The organism is Streptomyces sp. ICN903 (assembly GCF_022015835.1).
GTDB lineage: Bacteria > Actinomycetota > Actinomycetes > Streptomycetales > Streptomycetaceae > Streptomyces > Streptomyces fenghuangensis.
Window position 1 is genome coordinate 14,744 of sequence record NZ_JAKMAY010000010.1, and the last position, 25,134, is coordinate 39,877.

Annotated in this window: 23 protein-coding genes; 14 read left to right on the top strand and 9 right to left on the bottom strand. The window is 72.6% G+C overall.

Annotated features, from left to right (window positions below; translation table 11 throughout):
- The first annotated feature begins 42 nt into the window (after positions 1-42).
- Positions 43-1,011, top strand: a complete 969-nt coding sequence (hemB, locus tag L7D48_RS02160) for a porphobilinogen synthase (RefSeq protein WP_101255596.1) — start codon at positions 43-45, stop codon at positions 1,009-1,011.
- Positions 1,012-1,075: 64 nt separating this feature from the next.
- Here the strand turns inward: hemB and L7D48_RS02165 are convergent, their stop codons facing one another.
- A complete protein-coding gene (locus L7D48_RS02165; protein WP_237876825.1) occupies positions 1,076-2,269 on the bottom strand; it encodes an RtcB family protein in 1,194 nt (397 codons plus the stop codon).
- A 245-nt stretch (positions 2,270-2,514) separates the two neighbouring features.
- Between L7D48_RS02165 and L7D48_RS02170 the strand changes: the two genes are divergently transcribed.
- The 3 genes from L7D48_RS02170 to L7D48_RS02180 all read left to right on the top strand — a co-directional run bounded on the left by L7D48_RS02170 (position 2,515) and on the right by L7D48_RS02180 (position 5,936).
- Positions 2,515-3,441 (top strand): hypothetical protein, encoded by a 927-nt coding sequence (locus L7D48_RS02170; RefSeq protein ID WP_237876827.1) that lies wholly within the window; start codon positions 2,515-2,517, stop codon positions 3,439-3,441.
- Positions 3,442-3,651: 210 nt separating this feature from the next.
- Positions 3,652-4,341 (top strand): DUF3558 family protein, encoded by a 690-nt coding sequence (locus tag L7D48_RS02175; protein ID WP_237876829.1) that lies wholly within the window; start codon positions 3,652-3,654, stop codon positions 4,339-4,341.
- A gap of 167 nt (positions 4,342-4,508) precedes the next feature.
- The gene (locus L7D48_RS02180) at positions 4,509-5,936 is read left to right on the top strand and encodes a DUF2637 domain-containing protein (RefSeq protein WP_237876862.1); all 1,428 of its coding nucleotides are present in this window, start codon (positions 4,509-4,511) and stop codon (positions 5,934-5,936) included.
- Between the two features lie 52 nt (positions 5,937-5,988).
- On the opposite strand, the gene L7D48_RS02185 is transcribed toward L7D48_RS02180, so the two are convergent.
- Positions 5,989-6,618 (bottom strand): TetR/AcrR family transcriptional regulator, encoded by a 630-nt coding sequence (locus L7D48_RS02185; RefSeq protein WP_237876830.1) that lies wholly within the window; start codon positions 6,616-6,618, stop codon positions 5,989-5,991.
- Positions 6,619-6,693: 75 nt separating this feature from the next.
- Here L7D48_RS02185 and L7D48_RS02190 point away from each other — a divergent pair, with 75 nt between their 5' ends.
- Positions 6,694-7,461, top strand: a complete 768-nt coding sequence (locus L7D48_RS02190; RefSeq protein ID WP_237876832.1) for an SDR family NAD(P)-dependent oxidoreductase — start codon at positions 6,694-6,696, stop codon at positions 7,459-7,461.
- Positions 7,462-7,652: 191 nt separating this feature from the next.
- On the opposite strand, the gene lysS is transcribed toward L7D48_RS02190, so the two are convergent.
- Positions 7,653-9,401, bottom strand: coding sequence for a lysine--tRNA ligase (gene lysS / locus L7D48_RS02195; protein ID WP_237876834.1), 1,749 nt, complete (start codon positions 9,399-9,401; stop codon positions 7,653-7,655).
- A 168-nt stretch (positions 9,402-9,569) separates the two neighbouring features.
- On the opposite strand from lysS, the gene argS reads away from it, so the two are divergent.
- A complete protein-coding gene (gene argS / locus L7D48_RS02200; protein ID WP_237876836.1) occupies positions 9,570-11,354 on the top strand; it encodes an arginine--tRNA ligase in 1,785 nt (594 codons plus the stop codon).
- Between the two features lie 104 nt (positions 11,355-11,458).
- Here the strand turns inward: argS and L7D48_RS02205 are convergent, their stop codons facing one another.
- The 3 genes from L7D48_RS02205 to L7D48_RS02215 form a co-directional block, all read right to left on the bottom strand.
- A complete protein-coding gene (locus tag L7D48_RS02205; RefSeq protein ID WP_237876838.1) occupies positions 11,459-12,238 on the bottom strand; it encodes an SDR family NAD(P)-dependent oxidoreductase in 780 nt (259 codons plus the stop codon).
- 66 nt (positions 12,239-12,304) lie between these two features.
- Positions 12,305-12,640: a YnfA family protein gene (locus tag L7D48_RS02210; protein ID WP_237876840.1), complete on the bottom strand. Its 336-nt coding sequence runs from the start codon at positions 12,638-12,640 to the stop codon at positions 12,305-12,307.
- Positions 12,641-12,709: 69 nt separating this feature from the next.
- Entirely contained in the window at positions 12,710-13,330 is a 621-nt protein-coding gene (locus tag L7D48_RS02215) for a hypothetical protein (RefSeq protein WP_237876864.1), read from the bottom strand.
- Between the two features lie 127 nt (positions 13,331-13,457).
- Between L7D48_RS02215 and hemL the strand changes: the two genes are divergently transcribed.
- The 6 genes from hemL (at position 13,458) to ccsB (ending at position 20,169) form a co-directional block, all read left to right on the top strand.
- Positions 13,458-14,789 (top strand): glutamate-1-semialdehyde 2,1-aminomutase, encoded by a 1,332-nt coding sequence (gene hemL / locus L7D48_RS02220; RefSeq protein WP_237876842.1) that lies wholly within the window; start codon positions 13,458-13,460, stop codon positions 14,787-14,789.
- Between the two features lie 146 nt (positions 14,790-14,935).
- Entirely contained in the window at positions 14,936-15,592 is a 657-nt protein-coding gene (locus tag L7D48_RS02225) for a histidine phosphatase family protein (RefSeq protein ID WP_237876866.1), read from the top strand.
- A gap of 189 nt (positions 15,593-15,781) precedes the next feature.
- Positions 15,782-16,399: a TlpA disulfide reductase family protein gene (locus tag L7D48_RS02230; RefSeq protein WP_237876844.1), complete on the top strand. Its 618-nt coding sequence runs from the start codon at positions 15,782-15,784 to the stop codon at positions 16,397-16,399.
- A 5-nt stretch (positions 16,400-16,404) separates the two neighbouring features.
- Positions 16,405-17,169, top strand: coding sequence for a cytochrome c biogenesis CcdA family protein (locus tag L7D48_RS02235; RefSeq protein WP_237876846.1), 765 nt, complete (start codon positions 16,405-16,407; stop codon positions 17,167-17,169).
- 1 nt (position 17,170) lies between these two features.
- Entirely contained in the window at positions 17,171-19,042 is a 1,872-nt protein-coding gene (locus tag L7D48_RS02240; RefSeq protein ID WP_237876848.1) for a cytochrome c biogenesis protein ResB, read from the top strand.
- A gap of 5 nt (positions 19,043-19,047) precedes the next feature.
- A complete protein-coding gene (ccsB, locus tag L7D48_RS02245; RefSeq protein WP_237876868.1) occupies positions 19,048-20,169 on the top strand; it encodes a c-type cytochrome biogenesis protein CcsB in 1,122 nt (373 codons plus the stop codon).
- Positions 20,170-20,211: 42 nt separating this feature from the next.
- Here ccsB and L7D48_RS02250 read toward each other — a convergent pair whose 3' ends face one another.
- Positions 20,212-20,649 carry a PLD nuclease N-terminal domain-containing protein gene (locus tag L7D48_RS02250; RefSeq protein ID WP_237876850.1) on the bottom strand — a complete coding sequence of 146 codons (438 nt, stop codon included), beginning with the start codon at positions 20,647-20,649 and terminating at the stop codon, positions 20,212-20,214.
- A gap of 130 nt (positions 20,650-20,779) precedes the next feature.
- Here L7D48_RS02250 and L7D48_RS02255 point away from each other — a divergent pair, with 130 nt between their 5' ends.
- Together L7D48_RS02255 and mqnP are read left to right on the top strand one after the other, a co-directional pair.
- Complete coding sequence (locus tag L7D48_RS02255) at positions 20,780-22,231, top strand: menaquinone biosynthesis decarboxylase (RefSeq protein WP_237876852.1); 1,452 nt, start codon at positions 20,780-20,782, stop codon at positions 22,229-22,231.
- Positions 22,228-23,148: a menaquinone biosynthesis prenyltransferase MqnP gene (mqnP, locus tag L7D48_RS02260; protein WP_237876854.1), complete on the top strand. Its 921-nt coding sequence runs from the start codon at positions 22,228-22,230 to the stop codon at positions 23,146-23,148. The genes L7D48_RS02255 and mqnP overlap by 4 nt, the downstream gene beginning before the upstream one ends.
- 70 nt (positions 23,149-23,218) lie before the next feature.
- Here the strand turns inward: mqnP and L7D48_RS02265 are convergent, their stop codons facing one another.
- Both L7D48_RS02265 and L7D48_RS02270 read right to left on the bottom strand, forming a co-directional pair.
- Entirely contained in the window at positions 23,219-23,839 is a 621-nt protein-coding gene (locus tag L7D48_RS02265) for a rhomboid family intramembrane serine protease (protein WP_237876856.1), read from the bottom strand.
- A 157-nt stretch (positions 23,840-23,996) separates the two neighbouring features.
- The coding region (locus L7D48_RS02270) for a hypothetical protein (RefSeq protein WP_237876858.1) at positions 23,997-25,134 on the bottom strand (1,138 nt) is incomplete at its 5' end.

Here is a 25,134-nt window from a genome sequence, read left to right on the forward strand (position 1 = left end):
GGTGCCTACGACAGGGGGCGCGGCGGCTACGGGGACTTCCCCGTGGTGCGCCCCCGTCGGCTGCGCACCACCCCGGCGATGCGCCGGATGGTCGCCGAGCACCGGCTCCACCCGGCCGATCTGATCCTGCCCGTCTTCCTGCGGGAGGGCATCGCCGAGCCGGTGGAGATCTCCTCGATGCCGGGCGTGTACCAGCACACCCGCGAGACCCTGCGCAAGGCGGCGGCCGAGGCCGTGGCCGCCGGCGTGGGCGGGATCATGATCTTCGGCGTGCCCGAGGAGGGGAAGAAGGACGCCACCGGCTCCTGCGGCACCGACCCGGACGGCATCCTCCAGGTGGCGCTGCGCGATGTGCGCGCGGAGGTCGGGGACGACCTGGTCGTCATGTCCGACCTGTGCCTGGACGAGTTCACCGACCACGGCCACTGCGGCGTCCTGGACGAGCGCGGCCGGGTGGACAACGACGCCACGCTGGAGCGGTACGCCGAGATGGCGTGTGTCCAGGCCGAGGCGGGCGCGCACGTGCTGGGGCCCAGCGGGATGATGGACGGCCAGGTCGCCTTCGTCCGCCGCGCCCTGGACGAGGCGGGCCACCAGGACGTGGCGCTGCTGGCGTACACGGCCAAGTACGCCTCCGCGTTCTACGGTCCCTTCCGCGAGGCGGTGGACTCCTCGCTGACGGGCGACCGCAAGGCCTACCAGCAGGATCCGGCCAACGCGCGGGAGTCGATGCGCGAGCTGGCGCTCGACCTCGCCGAGGGCGCGGACATGGTGATGGTCAAGCCCGCGCTGCCCTACCTGGACGTGCTGCGCCGGGTGGCGGACGCGGTGGACGTGCCCGTGGCGGCCTACCAGGTCTCGGGTGAGTACGCGATGGTCGAGGCCGCCGCGCAGCGCGGCTGGATCGAGCGGGACCGGGCGATCATGGAGACGCTCACCGGCGCCAGGCGGGCCGGCGCGGACATGATCCTGACCTACTGGGCGACGGAGGCGGCCCGGCGGCTGCGCTGAGCCGCCGGCCCCGGGGCGCGCCCGGGGGCCGGCACCGTACCGCGCGGCCGTACCGCGCGGCGCGTCAGCCCTTGACGCAGACGACCTGCCGCAGCTTCGCGACCACCTCGACCAGATCGCGCTGACGGTCGATGACCTGCTCGATCGGCTTGTACGCGGCCGGGATCTCGTCGACGACGCCGGAGTCCTTGCGGCACTCCACACCCCGGGTCTGCTCCTCCAGATCCCGCGCGGTGAACCGCTTCTTCGCCGCGTTGCGGCTCATCCGCCGCCCCGCGCCGTGGGAGGCGGAGTTGAAGGAGGCGGCGTTGCCCAGGCCGCGCACGATGTAGGAGCCGGTGCCCATCGAGCCGGGGATGATGCCGTACTCGCCGCCGCCCGCGCGGATGGCGCCCTTCCGGGTGACCAGCAGGTCCACGCCGTCGTAGCGCTCCTCGGCCACGTAGTTGTGGTGGCAGGAGATGACCTGCTCGAAGGTGGGGGACGCCTTCCTGAACTCCTTGCGGATCACGCCCTTGAGCAGGCTCATCATGACCGCGCGGTTGCGCTTGGCGTACTCCTGGGCCCAGAACAGGTCGTTGCGGTACGCCTCCATCTGGGGGGTGTCCGCGACGAACACGGCCAGGTCGCGGTCGACCAGGTCCTGGTTGTGGGGGAGCTTGCGGGCCACGCCGATGTGGTACTCGGCCAGCTCGTTGCCGATGTTGCGGGAGCCGGAGTGGAGCATCAGCCAGACGGCGCCGTCCTCGTCCAGGCAGACCTCGACGAAGTGGTTGCCGCCGCCGAGCGTCCCCATCTGGCGGGCGGCCCGCTCCCGGCGGAAGTGGACGGCCTCGGTGACACCGTCGAAACGGGACCAGAAGCCGTCCCAGCCGGAGGCGGGGGAGTCGGGCAGGCGGCCCGGGTCGACGGGGTCGTCGTGCATGCCGAAGCCGACCGGGATGGCCTGCTCGATGCGCGAGCGCAGCCGGGAGAGGTCGCCGGGCAGGTCGTTCGCGGTCAGGGAGGTCCGGACCGCCGACATGCCGCAGCCGATGTCCACGCCGACCGCCGCCGGGCAGACCGCGCCCTCCATGGCGATGACCGAGCCGACGGTGGCGCCCTTGCCGTAGTGGACGTCGGGCATGACCGCCAGGCCCCTGATCCACGGAAGCGTCGCGGTGTTGCGCAGCTGCCGCATCGCGCCGTCCTCGACGCCGGACGGGTCGGCCCACATCCGGATCGGCACCCGGGCCCCGGGAACCTCGGTGTACGACATGTTCGTTCATCCCCCTGACGAAGAAGTGCGAGCACGCTCTGCCACATGCGTGCGAATCGCGCACGGATCGCGTGCGAACCGGGTACGTCCGCACACACAAGGCGGACGTATTACTGCATATGCACCGATGGGTGGAGGTCCCGCGGCGCGCGTGGCGGACGTCGTGCGATAGACATTGTGTTCTGTTGTGGTCGTACGGCGGCAACGTGTTTTCGAGTGTTCGCGCGGACATGAGGAGTTGGGCAGTGCAGCGGAAGGCATACGCCACCGGCGCGGCGCTCGTCGCCGCGCTGGCCGTCGGGACCGTCGGCTGCACCGGCGGCTCCGGCACGGGCGGCGCCGCGGCCGACAGCAAGCCCGGCACGGTCGGCACCGCCGCCGCCACGGCTCCGCCCGGCACCTACCGCGATCTGCCCGAGCCCTGCGGCGCGGTCGACACCGGCCTTCTGAAGGCGATGCTGCCGGGCGCCGGGAGCTCCTCCCCCGAGGACGAGGACGGCGCGGAGGGCGGCGACGAGACCCCGGCGGCGTACGAGGGCGAGCAGACCGTCACCTACGACGACGACCGCCGGGTCGGCTGCCGCTGGAAGAGCTCCACCGGAATGGGCAGCCGCCACCTCCTGGTGGACTTCGAGCGGGTCGTGTCCTACGACCCCGCCGTCAGCGACGACGAGCGGGCGGTGCGCCTGTACGAGGACATGGTGCTGGAGGCGGGCATCCCCAGCTCGCCGCCCTCGGACGAGGAGTCCCCCGGCTCCGGACGGGAGACGGACGGGGACGGGACCGAGGACGGCGGGGAGGCCGACGAGGCATCCCAGGAGAGCGGCGAGCCCGCCGAAAGCGACGGCGGCGACGACGGGGCCGGCGAGGACGGCGCCCGGGACGGCAGCGGCGAGCCGGGGACGGCCGTCCCGCAGCCCGCTCCCGGCGCGGCGCTGGCCCCGCGCCCCCTGGAGGACGTCGGGGACGCCGCGTACATCGACGACGAACTGGTCACCGCGGACTCGGGCGTCCACCGCGACATCACCCTGGTCTTCCGCACCGGGAACGTCATCGTCACCGTCGAGTACGAGCAGTGGGTGACGGACAAGCGCAGGCTGCCCGACAGCGCCGAACTGCAGGAGAAGGCGCTGAAGCTGGCCGGCCAGCTCGCCGGGGAGTTCCGGGACTGACGCCCGCTCGCGGACCCGGCCCCGCGCCCACCCCGTACCCGCCCCGCGCCCTCACCGGGACTGAGACGACGGACACACCCGGAACCGGCGCCGCCCGGCAGGCTCTGAGGCCGCTCTAGGCTGCTGCGGTGTCATCGCCCGAGTTGGCGTACCGTCGTGCCGTCCGACAGGGCGTGCCCGGCGCCCAGCACATCCGGAAGCGAAGGAACCATGCACCGTAACGCCACGCGCACCGCCGTCCGCACCCTCGCCTGCGCCGCCGTGCCCATGTTGCTGGTCGCGGGCTGCTCCTCCGACTCCGGTGGCGACGACTCCGCCAGGCCCTCGCCCAGCGCCTCCGCCTCCAGCGCGTCCCCGACCCCGGCGCCGGTGAAGTTCACCACCCTGCCCGACCCCTGCAAGACCCTCTCGGGGGACACGATCGGCGATGTGGTCCCCGAGGCGAAGAAGAAGGGCAAGAACCTCGGCTCCAAGGACGCCGACGGCTACGGCACCTGCCTGTGGAGCGGTCTGGACGACTACCAGTACCGGGCGCTCACCGTCTCCCTCAAGCGGTTCGACTCCGACGTGACGCTCGGCAGCGGCAGCGAGCGGGCCGCCGACTACGCCGGCCAGCAGGTGGCCGCCGTATCGCAGGACGAGGAGAACAAGAAGGTCAAGGACACCCCGCTCGACGGGGTCGGCGACCAGGCGACCTCCATAGCCTTCGAGACCGAGCGCAAGGACGGCAAGAAGACCGAGGAGTACCGCGAGCAGCGGATCGTCGCCATCACCGGCAACGTCGTGGTGACCGTGGACTACGAGGGCGCCGGCTTCGAGACCGGCAAGACGCCGAAGGCCGAGGACATCCGCGAGAACGCGGAGAAGGCGGCGAAGGAGGCCGTCAAGGCCATCAAGTAGGCGACCGGGCCGGACCCTCGGTCCCGTCACCCGCCGCGCGTACCCTGTCTTCCCCTCGGGGACCTCCGGCTCCCCGTCCCCTCCGCCGCCCCCTCCCGCCGTCCGGCCGGGCGGCGGGCACCGGCGCCGACGACCGACGACGATCTCGCGAGGACGCAGCAGTGGACCTGACACGCACTCACCGAATACTCATCGGCGTGGTCGTCGCCGGGGCGGTGGTGATCGCGGCGATCGGCTTCGCCGGATCGTACGCCGCCGTCCGCGACCTCGCCGAGCAGAAGGGGTTCGGCGGCTTCGCGCCGTTCTTCCCCATCGGTATCGACGCCGGGATCGTGGTGCTGCTCGCCCTGGACCTGCTGCTGACCTGGATCCGCATCCCCTTCCCGATGCTGCGGCAGACCGCCTGGCTGCTGACGGCCGCCACCATCGCCTTCAACGGCGCCGCCGCCTGGCCCGACCCGCTGGGGGTCGGGATGCACGCGGTGATCCCGGTACTGTTCGTCGTCGCGGTCGAGGCCGCGCGGCACGCGGTCGGCCGGATCGCCGACATCACCGCCGACAAGCACATGGAGGGCGTTCGGCTCTCGCGCTGGCTGCTGGCCTTCCCCTCCACCTTCCGGCTGTGGCGCCGGATGAAGCTGTGGGAACTGCGCTCCTACGACCAGGTCATCCGCATGGAGCAGGACCGGCTGATCTACGAGGCGCGGCTGCGGGCGCGCTACGGGCGCGCATGGAAGCGGCGGGCGCCGGTGGAGGCGCTGATGCCGCTGCGGCTGGCCCGGTACGGGGTGCCGCTGGCGGAGACCGGCCCGGCCGGCCTGGCCGCCGCCGGCATCGACCCTCAGGCACTGCCCGCCGCGGGTGGGAAGACCGCGGTCGCGGGCGGGAAGGCCGCGGCCGCCGAGGCGCTCCCCGCGGGGACGTCCACCGAGCATGCGCCCGCGCCCGGCACGGCCCGCCGGGAAGGTGAGGAGTCCGGCTCCGGGCCGGACGGAGGGCCGGCCGCGGAGGCGGCCGGACAGGAACGGCACGAACTGCTTCCGCCGTCCTGGCGGACCGCCGGGGAAAGAGGGGCCGCGGTGAGGGAGGCCGCTCACGGGCCGGCGCCTTCCGCACGGGAGGAGGTCACCTATGTGCGGGCCGCACCGGCGGAAGAAGCCGTTTCGGTGCGGGAGACCGTGCCGGAGACGGTGCCCCGGAACCGGCCCGCGCCGGAGGAAGCCCCCGCCACCGGGCTCACGATTCCGAGGGATCCGGCCAATCCGGACGGGCCTCACCGTCCGCTGGGAGGGGCCCCGTCGAACGGTCGCTCCGTTTCCGTGCCGGGGCAGTACACGGCCCGGCCGGAAGCGGAGGAGGAAGTGGCCGACGAACCCGTCGGCATACCGGACGGGATGCCCCGCGAGGAGGCCTACTACCGGGCCTACCACAGGTACATCGTGGAGAAGGGCGACTTCCCCAACCCCCACCAGCTCGCTGTGACGCTCCTGGACGACGGCATCAAGGACGTCAACGGCGGGCCCCTCAGCGAGTCCTACCTCCGCCCGTACGTGTACGAGTTCAAGGACCGGTATCAGACGGGCCTGGTGGGCTGACCACCCGCCAGGGAGCCCCCGGGCCGGGAGGCCGGGGGTGGAGGAAGGCGGCTCAGGTCTTCTCGCGGGTCTTCTGGCGGGCCGGGGCGGGCCACACCGACATGGCCAGCCCGGCCACCCGCTCCAGTTCTCCGGCGGTCGCCCCGTCCCGGGCCTGCTGGGACAGCCCCTGGACGACCGCGGCGAAGTAGTGGGCGAGCGTGTGCGCGTCGACTCCGGCCGGAAGTTCGCCCCGTCTTCCGGCGTCGGCCAGCCGTTCCTCGAAGACGCGGACGTTCGCCACCCGCCGGTCGCGCAGGGCCCGCTCGATGTCGGCGGTCTGCGACGAGTAGTTGACGGCCGCCGAGATGATCAGACAGCCGGCCGGGTGCGCGGGGTCGGTGTAGGAGACCGCGGCCTCGCGGAGCATCCGCGCGAACGCGGTGCGCGTGTCGTCCTCCTCGTCCAGGGCCCTGCCCATGAAGGCCCCGAAGGTCTCCCCGTACCGCTCGACGACCTCGTTGAAGAGCGTGCGCTTGTCGCCGAAGGCCGCGTACAGACTCGGCGGCGAGATGCCCATCTCCCTGGTCAGGTCGGCGATGGAGGTCCCCTCGTAACCGTGCTTCCAGAAGAGCAGGGTGGCCCGGACGAGTGCGGTGTCCCGGTCGAAGCTCCTCGGGCGTCCTCTCCCGCGTGGTGTCATGGCATGAATTCTACAGCGATCGCTATGTAATCACTGTACTCTTTCATTAGTCATCGCTACAGAAAGGGAGTGGCCATGGGCTCGCTGAACGGAAAGACGGCTCTGGTGACCGGTGGCAGCCGCGGGATCGGCCGGGCGACGACCGAGCGGCTCGCCAGGGAGGGCGCCCTGGTGGCCGTGCACTACGGACGGAACGAGACCGCGGCACAGGAGACCGTGGCGGCCGTCCGCGCGGCGGGGGGCGCGGCGTTCGCGGTGCGCGCCGAACTGGGTGTGCGCGGAGACGTGGAGACCCTGTGGTCGGAGTTCGACCGCATGGTCCTCGACCACGGCGACCGCAGCGGCCTGGACATCCTCGTGAACAACGCGGGCATCACCCCGCGGGGACAGATCGAGGAGACCACGCCCGAGGCGTTCGAGGAGGTCTTCGCCGTCAACGTCCGTGCCCCGTTCTTCCTGGTCCAGCAGGGGCTCAAGCGGCTGCGGGACGGTGGCCGGATCATCAACGTCTCGTCCGGAGCCACGCGCATCGCGCTGACCGACATCATCGCCTACAGCATGACCAAGGGCGCGGTCGACACCTTCACCCTCACCCTCGCCAAGGCCCTCGGCGGCCGGGGTGTCACCGTCAACTCCGTGGCGCCGGGCATCGTCGACACCGACATGAACGCCGCCTGGCTGCGGGGCGACGAGGACGCCGAGCGGTCGGCGGCGGAACTCTCCGCGCTCGGCAGGGTGGGCCGCCCCGAGGACGTGGCGGACGTGGTGGCCTTCCTGGCGTCGGACGACGCCCGCTGGGTCACCGGCCAGGTCGTCGACGCGACCGGAGGATCCCAGCTCTGATCGCCCCTGCCGGAACGCGGCCGGGGGCTCCGTGGACCGTCCGTGCGTCGTCCCACTGCCGACGGGGTGCCCGACCGGAGGGCACCCCTACGGAGGCCGGCCCTCCCGCTCCACGTGCGAGACGCGCCCGTGCCGCGGCCCCGGCACTCCTTCGGGAGCGCCGGGGCCGCGGCACGGGCGGGGCGCCGGCGTCAGGCGCCCAGCAGCTTGCGGACCCGGTCCGCGCCGACGGCCAGCAGCAGCGTGGGCAGCCGAGGGCCGGTGTCACGGCCCACCAGCAGCCGGTACAGCAGCGCGAAGAAGGCGCGCTGGGCCACCTTCAGCTCCGGCGTCGGCTTGGCGTCCGGCGACAGGCCCGCCCGGACCTTGGGCACGCCGTAGACCAGCGTGGTCAGCCCGTCCAGCGACCAGTGGTCGTCCAGGCCGTCCAGCAGCAGCCGCAGCGACTCGCGCGCGTCGTCGTCGAGCGAGGCCAGCAGCTCGGTGTCCGGTTCCTCGCGCACCCGGGTGCGCTGCTCGGCCGGTACGTGGGTGCTGATCCAGCGCTGCGCGCAGTCCAGACGCGGACGCGTCTCGTCCAGGGAGGCCACCGGGTTGTCCGGGTCCAGCTCGCTCAGGATGCGCAGCGTCTGCGCCTCGTCCCCGGTGGTGATGTCCGCCACCGACGCCAGCGTGCGGTACGGCAGCGGGTGCGGGGTGCGGGGCAGTTCGCCGCCGGCCGTGGTGGTGGCACGGCGGTACGCGGCGGCGTCCGCGGGCTGCGCGGTGCCGTCGGCGACCTTGCGCTCCAGGGCGTCCCACTCGTCGTAGAGCCGCTGGATCTCCTGGTCGAAGGCGATCTTGAAGGACTGGTTGGGGCGGCGGCGGGCGTACAGCCAGCGCAGCAGCGGAGCCTCCATGATCTCCAGCGCGTCGAGCGGGGTGGGCACCCCGCCCTTGGAGCTGGACATCTTCGCCATGCCGCTGATGCCGACGAAGGCGTACATCGGGCCGATCGGCTGCTCGCCGCCGAAGATCTCCCGCACCAGCTGTCCGCCGACGACGTAGGAGGAGCCGGGGGACTGGTGGTCCACGCCGGAGGGCTCGAAGACCACGCCCTCGTACGCCCAGCGCATCGGCCAGTCGACCTTCCAGACCAGCTTGCCGCGGCGGTGCTCCGACAGCAGCACCGTCTCCTCGTGGCCGCACCGGCACACGTACGTCAGCCGCGTGCTCTCGTCGTCGTACGCGGTGATCGTCGTCAGGTCGCGGTCGCAGACGGAGCAGTACGGCTTGTAGGGGAAGTACCCGGCGTCGCCCGCGCTGCCGTCGTCCTCGCCCGCGGCGCCCGAGCCCTCGGCGGCCTCGATCTCCGCCGCGGACATCTCGGCGTCCTTCGGCCCGCCCTGCTTCTTCGGGGCCCTGCCGGCGCTCTCGGGCGTGACCTTGGTGCGGTAGCGGTCCAGGACGGCGTCGATGCGGGCGCGCTCGCGCATGGCGAAGAGGATCTGCTCGCTGTACGCGCCGGAGGTGTACATCCGCGTCTGGCTGATGCCGCGCACCTCGACGCCCAGCTCGTCCAGCGCCCGCACCATGGCGGCCTTGAAGTGCTCGGCCCAGCTGGAGTGCTCGCTGCCGGGAGGCGCGGGCACCGCGGTGAGCGGCTTGCCGATGTGCTCCGACCACGAGGCGTCGACGCCCTCGATGCCCGCCGGGACCTTGCGGAAGCGGTCGTAGTCGTCCCAGGACAGGATGTGCTCGCAGGGCACGCCGCGCCGCTTGATCTCGTCGGCGACGAGGTGCGGGACCATGACCTCGCGGAGGTTGCCCAGGTGGATGGGGCCGGAGGGGCTCAGGCCCGAGGCGCAGACGACCGGTTTGCCGGGGGCGCGGCGCTCCGCCTCGGCGATGACCTCGTCCGCGATGCGGGAGACCCAGTCGGCCTCTGTGCTCTGAGCCACGGTCGGCACGTCCCTTTCCTGGCTGTGGTGGTGTCCGGGATGACGGCTCCATTGTTTCAGACGCGGTACGGGCCGCGCGCCCGTGATAAACGCGCGCGCCCCGGCGGTGGGCCGCGTGGGATACTGGACCGATCCGGTAAACCCCACTCAGAGGAACGGCACTCCTTCATGGCCTCGGTCCCCTCCCTTGCCGCAACCGTCCACCAGCGCGTCGCGGACGCCCTCTCGGCAGCCCTGCCGGAGGCCGCGTCGGCGGACCCGCTGCTGCGACGCAGCGACCGGGCGGACTTCCAGGCCAACGGGATGCTGGCGCTGGCCAAGAAGCTGGGGGGCAACCCGCGCGAGCTGGCCGGCAGGGTCGTCGCCGCGCTGCCGGAGACGGACGAGATCGCCGGCATCGAGGTCTCCGGACCGGGCTTCCTCAACATCACCGTCTCCGACGCCGCGATCGTGCGGACGCTGGCGGCGCGGGCGGCCGACGAGCGGCTGGGCGTGCCGTACGCCGAGCGGCCGGGCACCACCGTCATCGACTACTCGCAGCCCAACGTGGCCAAGGAGATGCACGTCGGGCACCTGCGCTCGACGGTCATCGGCGACGCGATCGTGCAGATCCTGGAGCACCAGGGCGAGAAGGTGGTCCGGCGGCACCACATCGGGGACTGGGGCACGCAGTTCGGAATGCTCATCCAGTACCTGGTCGAGCACCCGCACGAGCTGGACCACGCCTCCGGCGAGGAGGCCGGCGGATCCGGCGCGTCCGGCGAGGCCGCGATGTCCCGGCTGAACCGGCTCTACAAGGCGTCCCGGGCGCTGTTCGACTCCGACGAGGAGTTCAAGGCGCGCGCCCGCGACCGGGTGGTGCTCCTGCAGAGCGGCGACCAGGCCACGCTGGAGATGTGGCGGAGGATCGTCGGCGAGTCGATGATCTACTTCCACGCGGTCTACGACCAGCTCGACGTGGAGATCCGCGACGCGGACGTGGTCGGCGAGAGCGCCTACAACGACGACCTCCAGCAGGTCGTGAAGGAGCTGGAGGACAGCGGCGTCGCGGTCCGCTCCGACGGCGCGCTGTGCGTGTTCTTCGACGACGTCAAGGGCCCCGACGGCAAGCCCGTCCCGCTGATCGTGCAGAAGTCCAACGGCGGTTTCGGCTACGCCGCCACCGACCTGGCCGCCATCCGCGACCGGGTCGGGAAGCTGGGTGCCGACACCCTGCTGTACGTGGTGGACGCCCGGCAGGCGCTGCACTTCAAGATGGTCTTCGAGACCGCGCGCCGGGCCGGCTGGCTGCCCGAGGGCGCGGCCCGGCAGCTCGCCTTCGGCACGGTGCTGGGCAAGGACGGCAAGCCGTTCAAGACCCGTGAGGGCGAGACGGTCCGGCTGGTTGACCTGCTGGACGAGGCCGTCGAGCGGGCCACGGCCGTGGTGCGGGAGAAGGCGGAGCAGGGCGGCCTGGGGCTGACGGAGGAGGAGATCGCCGAGCGCGGCGCCCAGGTGGGCATCGGCGCGGTCAAGTACGCCGACCTGTCGACGTCCATGTCGCGCGACTACGTCTTCGACCTGGACCGGATGGTCTCGCTCAACGGCGACACCAGCGTCTACCTCCAGTACGCCTACGCCCGGATCCAGTCGATCCTGCGCAAGGCCGGCGACGCGCGGCCCGCCGCGCACCCGGAGGTGGAACTGGCCCCGGCCGAGCGGGCGCTGGGCCTGCACCTGGACGAGTTCGCCGAGACGCTGGCGGGCGTGGCCGAGACGTACGAGCCGCACAAGCTGGCCGCCTACCTCTACCAGCTCGCCTCGCTCTACACGACGTTCTACGACCAGTGCCCGGTGATCCGGGCGGAGTCGGACGCGGTCAGGGAGAACAGGCTCTTCCTGTGCGACCTGACGGCCCGCACCCTGCGGCAGGGCATGGCGCTGCTGGGCATCCGCACCCCCGAGCGGCTCTGAGACCCGCGGCTCCGGCGCGGGCTCCGGGCCCGCGCCGGAGCGGAACGTCCGGACGCCCCCCGCGGAAGCGGGGCGGGCGCCCGGACGTTCCGGCGTCCAAGGGCTCAGCGCTCGCGGTGCACCTTGGTGTTGGACGCCTGGGCGCGGGGGCGGACCACCAGCAGGTCGACGTTGACGTGCGGGGGCCGGGTGACGGCCCAGACGACGGTGTCGGCCACGTCCTCGGCGGTCAGCGGCTCGGCGACGCCCTCGTAGACCTTCGCCGCCTTCTCGGCGTCGCCGCGGAAGCGGGTGAGGGAGAACTCCTCGGTGCGCACCATGCCGGGCGCGATCTCGATGACGCGCACCGGCTGCCCGCACAGCTCCAGGCGGAGGGTCTCGGCCAGGACGTGGGCGCCGTGCTTGGAGGCGACGTAGCCGGCGCCGCCCTCGTAGGTGCCGTGGCCGGCGGTGGAGGAGAGCACGAGCACGGTGCCCTCGCCGGAGGCGGTCAGGGCCGGGAGCAGGGCCTGCGTCATGTGCAGCGTGCCCAGCACGTTGACCTCGTACATCGACTGCCAGTCGGCGGGGTCGGCGGTGGCCACGGGGTCCAGGCCCAGGGCGCCGCCGGCGTTGTTGACCAGCACGCTGCCGGGGGCGAGGGGGCCGAGCCGGGAGGCGAAGGCGTCCACGGCGGCGCGGTCGGTGACGTCCAGGGGGTGCGCCTCGGCCCGGTGCCCGTCGGCGTTCAGCTCGGCGGCGAGCTCCTCCACGCGGTCGGCGCGGCGGGCGGTGAGCACGGTGCGGTACCCGGCGGCGGCCAGCCGGCGTGCGGCGGCGGCGCCGATACCGCTGCTCGCGCCGGTGACGACGGCGGTGGGCTGCTGCTCGGCGGGCAGGGGCATGAAGGGCTCCTCGCGGGATGGTGGGCGTTTCCAGGGGCGGACCGCCTCGAAGGATAGGCGGCCGGTTCACGCGCCCCGCGGCGCGTACATGATCAGCGCGACCCCGGCCAGGCAGACCAGCGCCCCGGCGACGTCCCAGCGGTCCGGCCGGAAACCGTCCACGACCATGCCCCAGGTCAGGGAGCCGGCGACGAAGACCCCGCCGTACGCCGCCAGCACCCGGCCGAAGTTCGCGTCCGGCTGGAAGGTGGCGACGAAGCCGTAAGCGCCCAGCGCGATCACCCCGGCGCCGATCCACACCCAGCCGCGGTGCTCGCGCACCCCCTGCCACACCAGCCAGGCGCCGCCGATCTCCAGGAGGGCGGCGAGGGCGAACAGCAGGACGGAGCGCGCGACGGACATACCGGGAGCGTAGGGGGCCTGCGCCGGCGTCGACCCCCGGGGACCGCCCGGGGAGGTCTCGGGGGATCCTCAGGGCCAGACCAGGCAGTACGGCTGGTGGCCGGCCTCGTGGAGCCGGTGGCTGAAGTCCTGCCACTCGTGCAGGAGCCGGTAGACGTCGAAGGCGTCGCGCGGGCCGCCCCGGTCGGGGACGGTGGACCAGATGAAGGCGGCGGCGCCCACCGACTCCTCCCCGATGCCGCGCAGCGGGTCGACGACCGTCATGGGCAGCCTGACCACCGCGTAGTCGGAGTGGAGGACGACCAGTTCCAGCGGAGGGACCCTGTGCAGCGGAACCCCCTCGATGCCGGTGAGGACCATGGCGGCCATCGTCTCCGGCTTGATCCTGGTGAACATGCCGTGGCCCAGTTCGTCCCCGCCGAGCTCGTCCGGGCGCATGGTGATGGGCACACGGGCGGCTGTGGCGCCGTCCGGCGCGCCGAAGTACTTGTAGGTCACCCCCACCCGGCCACCCTTGCTGCTCCTCGTCTCCGTGCCCTCGCCCCCGGCCGTCCCGGTCTGGCCGGCCCCGGCCTCGGCGGTCTCGCTCACCGCTCTCGCGTCGCGGTCCCGCCGGTGGCGCCCCCGCGCCCGCCTGGGTCCCCGGCCCAGGTCCCCCGTGCCCTCGCCCAGTCCGCCACCGCGCTGCATGTCACCACCCGACCACTTGCGGCCCCCGCCGCGCAACCAGATCATCGTCTCCAAAGACTTTCAGAGACCTCCCCTTCTGGCGGGCTGTGAAACGCCCGGCCGCACATGCGCGCGAGGCTCTGAGACCATGGCTTGCGTGAGCTATCCGTACGATGCCCCAGTATCGCAGTCGCTGTACGACCGTGCCGCCGTCGTGACGCCCGGAGGCGTGAATTCTCCGGTGCGCGCCTTCCGCGCCGTGGGCGGTACGCCCCGCTTCATGGTGTCCGGTGCCGGTCCGTACCTCACCGACGCCGACGGCCGTGAGTACGTGGACCTCGTGTGCTCCTGGGGTCCGATGGTCCTCGGGCACGCCCACCCCGCCGTGGTCGAGGCGGTTCGCGCGGCGGTCGCGCGCGGCACGTCCTTCGGCACGCCCGGCGAGGGCGAGGTCGAGCTGGCCGAGGAGATCGTCGCCCGCATCGCCCCCGTCGACCAGGTGCGACTGGTCTCCTCCGGCACCGAGGCCACGATGTCCGCGATCCGCCTGGCGCGCGGTTTCACCGGGCGGGCCAAGGTGGTCAAGTTCGCCGGCTGCTACCACGGACACGTCGACGCGCTGCTGGCCGCCGCCGGCTCGGGCGTGGCCACCTTCGCCCTGCCCGACACCCCCGGTGTGACGGGCGCGCAGGCCGGGGACACGCTGGTGCTGCCGTACAACGATCTGGACTCGGTCGCCGCCGCCTTCGCCGCGCACCCCGGCGAGATCGCGTGCGTGATCACCGAGGCGTCGCCGGGCAACATGGGCGTCGTGCCGCCGCGCGACGGCTTCAACGCGGGGCTCAAGCGCCTGTGCGAGGAGAACGGCGCGCTGTACGTCTCGGACGAGGTGATGACCGGATTCCGCGTCTCGAAGGCCGGCTGGTACGGCCTGGACGGCGTCGTGCCGGACCTGATGACCTTCGGCAAGGTGATGGGCGGCGGCTTCCCGGCCGCGGCCTTCGGCGGCCGGGCCGACGTGATGGCCCACCTCGCCCCCGCCGGCCCCGTCTACCAGGCCGGCACCCTGTCCGGGAACCCGGTCGCCACCGCCGCCGGCCTCGCCCAGCTCCGCCTGCTGGACGACGCGGCGTACGAGCGGCTGGACGCCGTCTCCGCCGAGATCCGCGCGCTGGTCACCGAGGCGCTGGCCAAGGAGGGCGTGGCGCACCGGCTGCAGAGCGCGGGCAACATGTTCTCGGTCTTCTTCACCGACGAGGACGTGGCGGACTACGACGCGGCCCGGCGCCAGGAGTCGTTCCGCTTCACCGCCTTCTTCCACGAGATGCTGGCCCAGGGCGTCTACCTGCCGCCCTCGGCCTTCGAGTCCTGGTTCGTCTCCACCGCCCACGACGACCGGGCCGTAGAGCGGATCGCCGCCGCCCTGCCGCCGGCCGCGCGCGCCGCCGCGCGGGCCACCGCCGCGGAGGAGGGGGCATGACCGGCGAGCCGAACGGGAGCGCCCCGAACCCGGCCGAGTCGGCGGACCCGGCGGGCATGACGGACCCGGCGGACGTGGCGGTCACCGGTGAGACGGCGGGGGAGCGCGAGCAGCACGGCGGCGGCAAGCGCACCGTCGTCCACCTGATGCGGCACGGCGAGGTGGAGAACCCCAAGGGGATCCTCTACGGGCGCCTGCCCGGCTACCACCTCTCCGACCTGGGCCGCCGCATGGCCGAGCGGGTCGCCGAGCATCTGGCCGGGCGAGACATCACCCATGTCGTCGCCTCCCCGCTGGAGCGCGCCCAGGAGACCGCCTCGCCGATCGCCAAGGCCCACGGCCTGGACGTGGCCAGCGACGAGCGGCTGATCGAGGCGGAGAACATCTTCCAGGGCAAGACCTTCGGCGTCGGGGACGGAGCCCTGCGGCGGGTCGCGAACTGGCCGCACCTGCGCAACCCCTTCCGCCCGTCGTGGGGCGAGCCGTACATCGACCAGGTGGTGCGGATGATGGCGGCGCTGGAGGCCGCCCGGGACGCCGCGCGCGGCCACGAGGCGCTGTGCGTCAGCCACCAGCTGCCGATCTGGACGGTGCGCAGCTTCGTCGAGCGCCGCCGGCTGTGGCACGACCCGCGCAGGCGGCAGTGCACCCTGGCGTCGCTGACCACCTTCACGTTCGTCGGCGACCGGATCGTCTCGGTCGGCTACAGCGAGCCGGCCCGCGATCTGGTGCCGCCGCACCTGAGGGCCGGGGCGAAGCCGGCCAAGGGGCAGGCCGGCAAGGGGCCCGGCTTCGGCGCCTGACCGGCCTGGCCGGCTCCGGGACCGCCGTCTCGCGGGAGGCCGCGGGGCGGCGCCGCGGCCTCCCGGCGACCGTCGCCGAGAGTGACCCAAGTCACATCCAGGTGGGGGGAGTTGTCAGGTTATCGCCCGGTGGGGCCTTTTGGCGGGGGCGGGGGAACGCCTGCGCGAGGCGCATGGGAAACTTTTCACATGTTTCTTCGCGCTACCGGCTCCCCAGGCCGCTCCCGGCTGTCCGCGGCCGTCACCGCCGCGGCGGCCTGCGCACTGATCCTGTCGGGCTGCGGTGCGGGCGGCGGCCAGGAGCAGAGCGGCGGATCCGGCAAGAACTACGTGGACGGGACGGGCGCGGTCACCGAGGTGAAGCCGGCCGACCGCAAGCCCGCCCCCGAGCTCTCCGGCGAGACGGTGGACGGGAAGCGGCTGGACGTCGCCGACTACCGGGGCGATGTCGTGGTCCTCAACGTCTGGGGCTCGTGGTGCCCGCCCTGCCGCGCCGAGATGCCGCACCTGGTGAAGGTGGCCAACGAGACCGAGGAGCAGGGGGTGCGGTTCGTCGGGATCAACACCCGGGACCTCGACCGGGTCCCGGCCCAGCGCTTCGAGGACGAGTACGAGGTGCCCTACCCCAGCCTCTACGACCCCTCCGGCAGGCTCCTGCTGCGCTTCCCCAAGGGCAGCCTCAACCCGCAGGCCATCCCCTCCACCCTCGTCCTCGACCGGGAGGGGAGGATCGCCGCCCGGGCCCTGAAGCCGCTCGGTGAGGAGGAACTCCGCTCCATGATCGACCCCCTGGTCAAGGAGAAGTGAGACGGATGCTCCACCTCGCCTCCGCCGCGGGGATCAACGAGACCGTCCTGACCGGCGGTCTGCTCCTGGCGATCCCCATCGCGCTGCTGGGCGGGCTGGTGTCGTTCTTCTCCCCGTGCGTCCTGCCGCTCGTCCCCGGCTACCTCTCCTACGTCACGGGGATCGGCGGCGCCGACCTGGCCGAGGCGCGCAGAGGGCGGATGGTGCTCGGCGCCTCCCTGTTCGTCGCGGGCTTCACGGCGGTCTTCGTCTCGGGCGGGGCCCTCTTCGGCTACTTCGGCCAGACGCTCCTGGAGCACCAGGAGACGATCAGCCGGATCCTGGGCGTGGTCCTGATCGCGATGGGTCTGCTCTTCGCCGGGCTGCTCAAGGGGGTCGGGCAGCGCGAGTTCCGCTTCCACCGCAGACCGGCCGTGGGTCTGGCCGGAGCCCCCGTGCTCGGTGTGCTCTTCGGTGTGGGGTGGACGCCGTGCCTGGGGCCCACGCTGGCCGCGGTCAACGCGCTGGCCTTCAACGAGGCGAGCGCGGGGCGGGGGGCGCTGCTGACGGTCGTCTACTGCCTGGGCATGGGCCTGCCGCTGATCCTGACGGCGGTGGCCTTCCGGCGGGCGATCGGCGCCTTCGCCGTGGTCAAGCGGCACTACGTGTGGGTCATGCGGATCGGCGGGGGGATGCTGGTCGCGCTGGGGGTCCTGATGCTCACCGGGGTGTGGGACCTGCTGCTGACCGAAATGCTCACCTGGACCAACAGCTTCACCGTAGGGATCTGAGATGCCCACAGCCGATGTCGGGAACGCTCCCGAGAACACCCGGGCCGGCGCCGAGGAGCAGGAGGCGGACGGCCGGATCTCCACGGCCCCCCGCGAGGAGTCCGCCCTCGACGTCCCCGCCCTGGGGCCGGTGGGCTGGGCCCGCTGGTTCTGGCGGCAGCTCACCTCGATGCGGGTCGCGCTGATCCTCCTCTTCCTGCTCTCGCTCGCCGCCGTCCCCGGCTCGCTGATCCCGCAGAACGGCTCGGACGCCTTCGCCGTGCGGGACTTCAGGGAGCGCAACGGGACGCTGGCGGAGGTCTACGACAGACTCCAGCTCTTCGACGTCTACAGCTCGGTGTGGTTCTCCGCGATCTACATCCTGCTGTTCGTCTCGCTCATCGGCTGCATCCTCCCGCGCAGCTGGCAGTTCATCGGCCAGCTCCGCTCCCGTCCGCCGCGCGCGCCGCGCCGGCTGACCAGGATGCCCGCCCACACCACCTGGCGCACCGACGCCGAGCCGGAGCAAGTGCTCCGGGCGGCGCACACGCTGCTGAAGGGGCGCCGCTTCCGCACGTCCGCGACCGAGGAGTCCGGCGGTCCGGACGGGTCCGGCGGGTCCGGTCCGGGGGGCTCGGTCGCCGCCGAGAAGGGCTATCTGCGCGAGGCCGGGAACCTCGTCTTCCACGTCTCGCTGATCGTGATGCTGCTCGCCTTCGCGGCCGGGCAGCTGTGGAACTCCGAGGGCGGCAAACTCATCGTGGAGGGCGACGGGTTCTCCAACACGCTCGTCCACTACGACGACTTCACCTCCGGGTCGCTGTACGACACCGAGGACCTGGACGTCTTCGGCTTCACGCTGGAGGAGTTCCACGCCTCCTTCGAGCGCACCGGCCCGCAGCGCGGCACCGCGCGCACCTTCCGCGCCGACGTCTCGTACTGGGAGGGCGCCGACGGCGAGGAGAAGAAGACCTCCATCGAGGTCAACCACCCGCTGAAGGTCGGCGACTCCAAGGTCTTCCTGGTCGGCCACGGCTACGCGCCGGTCGTCACCGTCACCGACGGGCAGGGGAAGATGGCCTACCGGGGCCCGGTGCCGTTCCTGCCGCAGGAGAGCCTGGGCCTGACCTCCACGGGCGTCATCAAGGTCACCGACTACCGGAACAAGGACGGCGAGAAGGAGCAGCTCGGCTTCCAGGGCATCTTCACGCCCACCTACGGGATCGACGCCGAGCGCGGGCCGCACTCGACCTTCCCCGAGCTGGACTACCCGGTGCTCTCCCTCAACGCCTTCCACGGCGACCTGGGCGTCGACGCCGGGCTCCCGCAGAACGTCTACCAGCTCGACACCGACAAGATGGAGCAGTTCAAGGCCGAGGACGGCGACCTGTTCCGGGCCGACCTGCGCCCCGGCGAGTCGGTGGAGCTGCCGGACGGCGCGGGCACGCTGACGTTCGACCGCGTCGAGCAGTGGGCCAGCTTCCAGATCTCCCAGGAGCCCGGGGAGGGCTGGGCGCTGGCCGGGGCCACCGCAGCCGTGCTCGGCCTGGCCGGCTCGCTGTTCATCCGCCGCCGCAGGGTGTGGGTCCGCGCCCGGCGCGGCGCGGACGGCGTCACCGTGGTGGAGATGGCCGGACTGGGCCGCAGCGAGTCCGCGCGGCTCCCCGAGGAGCTGGGCGACCTGGCCTTCGCCCTCCAGGACGACGCCCCGCCCGCGGCGGATCCCGGCGGGGAGGACCCCGGCGGGGAGGACCCGGCCCCCGGCGGGGACGCCGGCCGGGGCACCGGTCAGGACACCGGCCGGAGCTCCGGCCGGGACACCGGGGGGAGCACAGAGGACGTACCGGCTGCCACCGAGGACGCCGGCCCCTCGTCACGAGGAGAGAACCAGTGAACCCAGTGGACATCGCCGTCGCAGCGAACGAGAGCCTCGCCGAGTTCAGCAACCTGCTGATCAAGTCGGCGATGGCCGTGTACGCCCTGGCCTTCGTCGCGCACATCGTGGAGTGGGTGTTCGGCAGCCGCAGCAGGGTGGCCCGCACCGCCGCCGCGCTGACCGCCCAGGGCGCCGGGAAGTCCGGGGACGCCCGGACCGCCGCCGCGGGCAAGGGCGCCGACAAGGTCTCCGTCACCGTGCGGACCTCCGGCGGCACGGAGGTGCTGGAGCGCCCCAAGGTCGTCACCCGCTCCGCCCCGGGCCGCCGGGCCGGTGTGCCGGACGGTCCCGGCGCGGCCGGCGGGGACGAGCAGGGCGACCTGTACGGCCGGATCGCCGTCTCGCTCACCGTGCTGGCCTTCCTGCTGCACTTCGGCGCGGTGCTCACCCGCGCCCTGTCGGTGCAGCGCGCCCCCTGGGGCAACATGTACGAGTTCTCGACGGCCTTCTCGATGGTCGCCGTCGGCGCCTACCTGGCCTTCCTGGTGGCGAAGAAGGACATTCGCTGGATCGGGCTGCCGCTGGTCACCACCGTGCTGCTCGACCTGGGCCTGGCCATCGTGGTCTTCTACACCGAGAGCGACCAGCTCGTCCCGGCGCTCGACTCGTACTGGATGTGGATCCACGTCTCGCTGGCCATCGTGTGCGGCGCGCTGTTCTACCTCGGCGCGGTCTCCACGCTGCTGTACCTGTTCCGGGACCGCTACGAGGCCAAGCTGGAGGCCGGCGGCCGGCCGGGCGCCTTCGCCACCTCCGTGCTGGAGCGGCTGCCCAGCTCCGCGTCGCTGGACGGCTTCGCCTACCGCATCAACGCCGCCGTCTTCCCGTTCTGGACCTTCACCATCATCGCGGGCGCCATCTGGGCCGAGAACGCCTGGGGCCGCTACTGGGGCTGGGACCCCAAGGAGACCTGGTCCTTCATCACCTGGGTCGGCTACGCGGCCTACCTGCACGCCCGCGCCACGGCGGGCTGGAAGGGGCGCAAGGCGGCGTACCTGGCGCTGATCGCCTTCCTGTGCTTCCTGTTCAACTACTACGGCGTCAACATCTTCTTCGACGGCCTGCACTCCTACGGCGGGGTGTGACCGTCGCGAGGTGATGTGACGTGATGTGACGCGGGCGCGCTCTCAGGAGGCGGCGGGCGGGGTGGTGTCCTCCGGCCCGCCGTTCTCCTTGTCGGTCTCCCTGCCGGCGCCGCCGTCCTTCCGGTCCCGCTCCTCACCGGGCTCCCGCTCCTGCTCCCGCTTCCGCTCCGGCTCCGGCTCCGGCGTCTCGGGGCGCTGCCGTCCGCGCTCGTTGATCGACTTCAGGAAGTCGGGGTTGTCGTCCGGGGCCACCCACCGGCGCTCGGCGGGACGGGTGGCGCCGTAGGGCGCGTTCCTGCGCGGCCGTCCGACCAGGAACCAGGCGACGGGCCCGATCAGCACCGAACCGAAGAACAGGATGATGAAGACCCATGCCAGCTTCGGCAGCTTGCGGGTCTCGTTCTCGGGGGTGTTCAGGCAGTCGATGAAGGCGTAGATCCACACCGCCAGGAGCAGAACGGTCGGAAGAAGCCTGAGCATTGGGCAACGCCCCCTGGAAGCGTGTAGTGCGGCAGGTGCCGGTCCCTGTGCGGGCCCGTGGTCCCGGGGTGCCCGGCCGGAGGAGGCCCCGTGACACGCCCAGGGTAATCGGTGTCGGATACTTGCCCGTATGGCATACGACGATCTCCGCTCGCTGCTGCGGGCCCTGGAGCGCGACGGCGACCTCGTACGGATCAAGGCCGAGGTCGATCCCCACCTGGAGGTCGGGGAGATCGTCGACCGGGTCCAGAAGTCCGGCGGCCCGGCGCTGCTCTTCGAGAACGTCAGGGGCTCCGACATGCCGCTGGCGATGAACGTCTTCGGCACCGACCGCCGCATGCTCAAGTCGCTGGGCCTGTCCTCCTACGACGACATCAGCGAGAAGATCGGCGGACTGCTGCGGCCCGAGCTGCCGCAGGGCTTCGTCGGGATGCGCGAGGCGTTCGGCAAGCTCGGCTCGATGGCGCACGTGCCGCCGAGGAAGGTGAAGGAGGCGCCGGTCCAGGAGGTGGTCCTCACCGGCGACGACGTCGACCTGGAGAAGCTGCCCGCGCTGTTCACCTGGCCGAAGGACGGCGGCTCCTTCTTCAACCTGGGCCTGACCCACACCAAGGACCCCGAGACCGGCATCCGGAACCTGGGCCTGTACCGCCTCCAGCGGCACGACCGGCGCACCATCGGGATGCACTGGCAGATCCACAAGGACAGCCGCAACCACTACCAGACGGCCGCACGGCGCGGCGAGCGGCTGCCGGTCGCCATCGCCTTCGGCTGCCCGCCCGCCGTCACCTACGCCTCCACCGCGCCGCTGCCGGGCGACATCGACGAGTACCTGTTCGCCGGCTTCCTCCAGGGAAAGCGGGTGGAGATGGTGGACTGCAAGACCGTGCCGCTCCAGGTCCCCGCCCGCGCCGAGGTGGTGCTGGAGGGCTGGCTGGAACCGGGAAAGATGCTCCCCGAGGGGCCGTTCGGCGACCACACCGGCTTCTACACGCCGCAGGAGGACTTCCCGGCCCTGACCATCGACTGCGTGACGATGCGCAGACGGCCGGTCTTCCAGTCCATCGTCGTGGGCCGCCCGCCGACGGAGGACGGGCCGCTGGGCCGGGCGACGGAACGCTTCTTCCTTCCGCTGCTGAAGATCATCGTCCCGGACATCGTGGACTACCACCTCCCCGAGGCGGGCGGCTTCCACAACTGCGCGATCATCTCGATCGACAAGAAGTACCCCAAGCACGCGCAGAAGGTGATGTCCGCCATCTGGGGCGCGCACATGATGTCGCTGACCAAGCTGATCGTGGTGGTCGACTCCGACTGCGACGTCCACGACCTGCACGAGGTCGCCTGGCGAGCCCTGGGCAACACCGACTACGCCCGCGACCTCCTCCTCACCGAGGGGCCGGTGGACCACCTCGACCACGCCTCCTACCAGCAGTTCTGGGGCGGCAAGGCGGGCATCGACGCCACCGCCAAGTGGCCCGAGGAGGGCTACACGCGCGACGGGGGCTGGCCGGACATGGTCCTGTCCGACCCCGACACGGCCGAGAAGGTCAGCCGCCGCTGGCGGGAGTACGGGCTGTGAGCTCCGTCGCCGAGGGCGTCGCGGGTCCCCAGCCCGCCCGGCCCGCCGGGCGGGTCAGGGCGTTCCTGCGGCTGGTGATGATCGAGCACTCGGTCTTCGCGCTGCCCTTCGCCTACATCGCCTCGCTCACCGCGATGTTCCTGGACGACGGCTCCGTCCACTGGTGGGAGCTGCTCCTGGTCACCGTCGCGATGGTGGGGCTGCGGACCTTCGCGATGGCCGCCAACCGGATCATCGACCGGGAGATCGACGCCCGCAACCCGCGCACCGCGGGGCGCGAGCTGGTCACCGGGGCGCTGTCGGTGCGCACCGCGTGGGCCGGGGCGCTGGTCGCGCTCGCCGTCTTCCTGGGGGCCGCCGCGCTGCTGAACCCGCTGTGCCTGGCGCTCGCGCCCGTCGCCGTGGTTCCGATGGTGGTCTACCCGTACGGGAAGCGGTTCACCGACTTCCCGCACGCCATACTCGGGCTCGCGCAGGCCATGGGACCCGTGGGCGCCTGGATCGCGGTCACCGGCGCCTGGTCGTGGGAGGCGGTGGTCCTCGGGCTCGCGGTGGGCGTGTGGATCGGCGGCTTCGACCTGATCTTCGGCTGCCAGGACGTGGCCGCCGACCGGGCCCACGGGGTGCGGTCCGTCCCCGCGCGCTTCGGCATAGCGGCCGCGCTGTACGGGGCCCGCGGCTCCCATGTCGTCACCGTGGCGCTGCTGGCCTGGTACGGGGCGCTGACCGGGGCCGGCGCGCCGTACTGGGCGGGACTGGCGGTCGTGGTGGCGGCGTTCGTCTACGAGCACTCCATCGTGCGGCCCGGCGACCTGTCCCGGCTGAACCGGGCGTTCTTCACCGTCAACGGCTTCATCGGGATCGTGCTGTTCGCCTGCGCGCTGCTCGACCTGATGCTGCGCGGCCTGACGGTGTGACGGCGCGCGACCGCGGGGCGGCCGCCCCGCGGTCGCGCCGGTGCGGCCGCGGCGGGCCCGGCCGGGCGGGTCAGGGGATCTGCCGCCGGACCCGCGCGGCGGGCGCCGAGCGGCGGAACCAGAACGCCGCCAGCACCCCGCCGATCAGTCCGAACAGATGCCCCTGCCAGGAGACGCCCTGGGCGGTGGGCAGCACGCCCCACAGGATCGAGCCGTAGAGCAGGACGACCGTGATGCCCACGGTGATGTCGAGTGCGTCCCGGTCGACGAAGCCGCGCACCAGCAGATAGCCGAAGAGGCCGAAGACCACACCCGAGGCGCCCGCCGTCAGGGAGTTCTCCGGCGCGGTGAGCCAGACGCCGAGACCGCTGACGACGATGATCGTCAGACAGACGGCCAGGAACCGGCCTATCCCGCGCACGGCCGCCAGGAAGCCCAGCACCAGCAGCGGCAGGCTGTTGGCCGCCACGTGGTCCCAGCCGAAGTGCAGGAACGCCGCCGGCACCACATCGGCCAGCTCCTCCGTCTCGCGCGGCGAGATGCCGTACGGGTCGAGGGAGTTGCCGGTGGCCACGTCGACGGCCTCCAGCACCCACAGCAGGGCCACCCAGGACGCCATCAGCACACCCGCCGACATCGCCCTGGAGGCGCGTGAGGAGCGGGACGCCCCGGCCGCCGATCCGTACACCATCCGGTCTCTCCCGTTCGATACCGCTGTCGGTCCCGGCGCCCCCGGCGACACCGCCGGCGTCGCCGCCTTCCGGGCGCCGCCTTCCGCCTGCCCGTCCCGTCGCCGCGTACGTCCTGAGAACGTCACGGAACGTGTCGGGAGTTCCGGCCGGGGCGCCTCAGGGCCGGGGCGAACCCAGTTCCTCGTAGAGCACCGCGGCCATCACGTCCTGCGGGTCCAGCCACCTGGCGCCCCTGGGAGCCTTCACCGGTACCGCCGAACCGGGCGCGAACGACACGGTGAGCGGTATCTCCTCCACGTCCCCGGCACCCGTCTGTCCGGTGAACTGCGCCAGGTCCACCGTCATTCCCGACAGGACGCCGCCGCGCAGCGCCAGCTCCGCCGTGACCCGCCGGTCCGGCGCCCGCTCCAGCCAGGAGAACCCGATCCCGTCGAAACGCTCCTCCAGCGGGGCCAGCGCCGACGCGAGGCCGTCGGCGACCTCGCGGGCCGGGAGGGTCACCCTGACGCGCTCGGTGCCGTCCGCCCGGCCGGCCTCCCGCAGGACGGCGTGGTCCTCCAGCGCCCGGCGCACCGCGCCGATCACGTGGTGCTGGGCCCGGGCGCTCTGCAGGATGTCCACGCTGTTGGCCAGCCGCTGGGCGCGCTCGCCGTACTTGCCGCCCACCGCCCGCGCGAAGTGGTCGAACTCCTCGGGGTCCATCTGCACCCACCGGCCTTCGAGCATGTCCCGGGCCGCGGCGAGGGAGGGCGGCAGGGAGTCCGCGGAGCGGGCCAGCTCGGCCGCCCGCACCACCGTCTCGCGGCTCCGGTTCGTCTCGTGCGCCAGCCGCTTCCAGTCGGCGCGCACGTAGAAGTCGGCGCCGACCGACTTGTAGGCGGCCACGTCCCGGTTGCCGAAGTTCACGGCCGCGGCCGTGTCGAGCCGGTCCTTGTCGCCGAGGTCCTTCAGCGGCCTGTCCGAACCGAACACGAACGCCGTCTCCATCCGGGACAGCAGCAGCGCGTCGGTGCGGGAGACCGCCGGGCCCGCGCCCCGCTCGTGGCCGCGCCGCAGGAAGGCGTGTATCTCGTCGGCCGAGGCCTCGACACGCACGGTGGCCGACACCGTCTCCCACTCGCCGAGCCTCTCGACGGCCTGGCGGACCCTGGTCCCCGCGTCGGCCCTCCCGGGGGCCTGGCAGGCGGCGGAGGCGGCTATCAGGAGGGCGCAGCCGGCCGCCGCCAGGCGTATGCGCCCGTTGTGCCCGGTGCGGGAGGCGTGCGGGGTGCGCCCGGGGCGCTCGGCGGGAGTG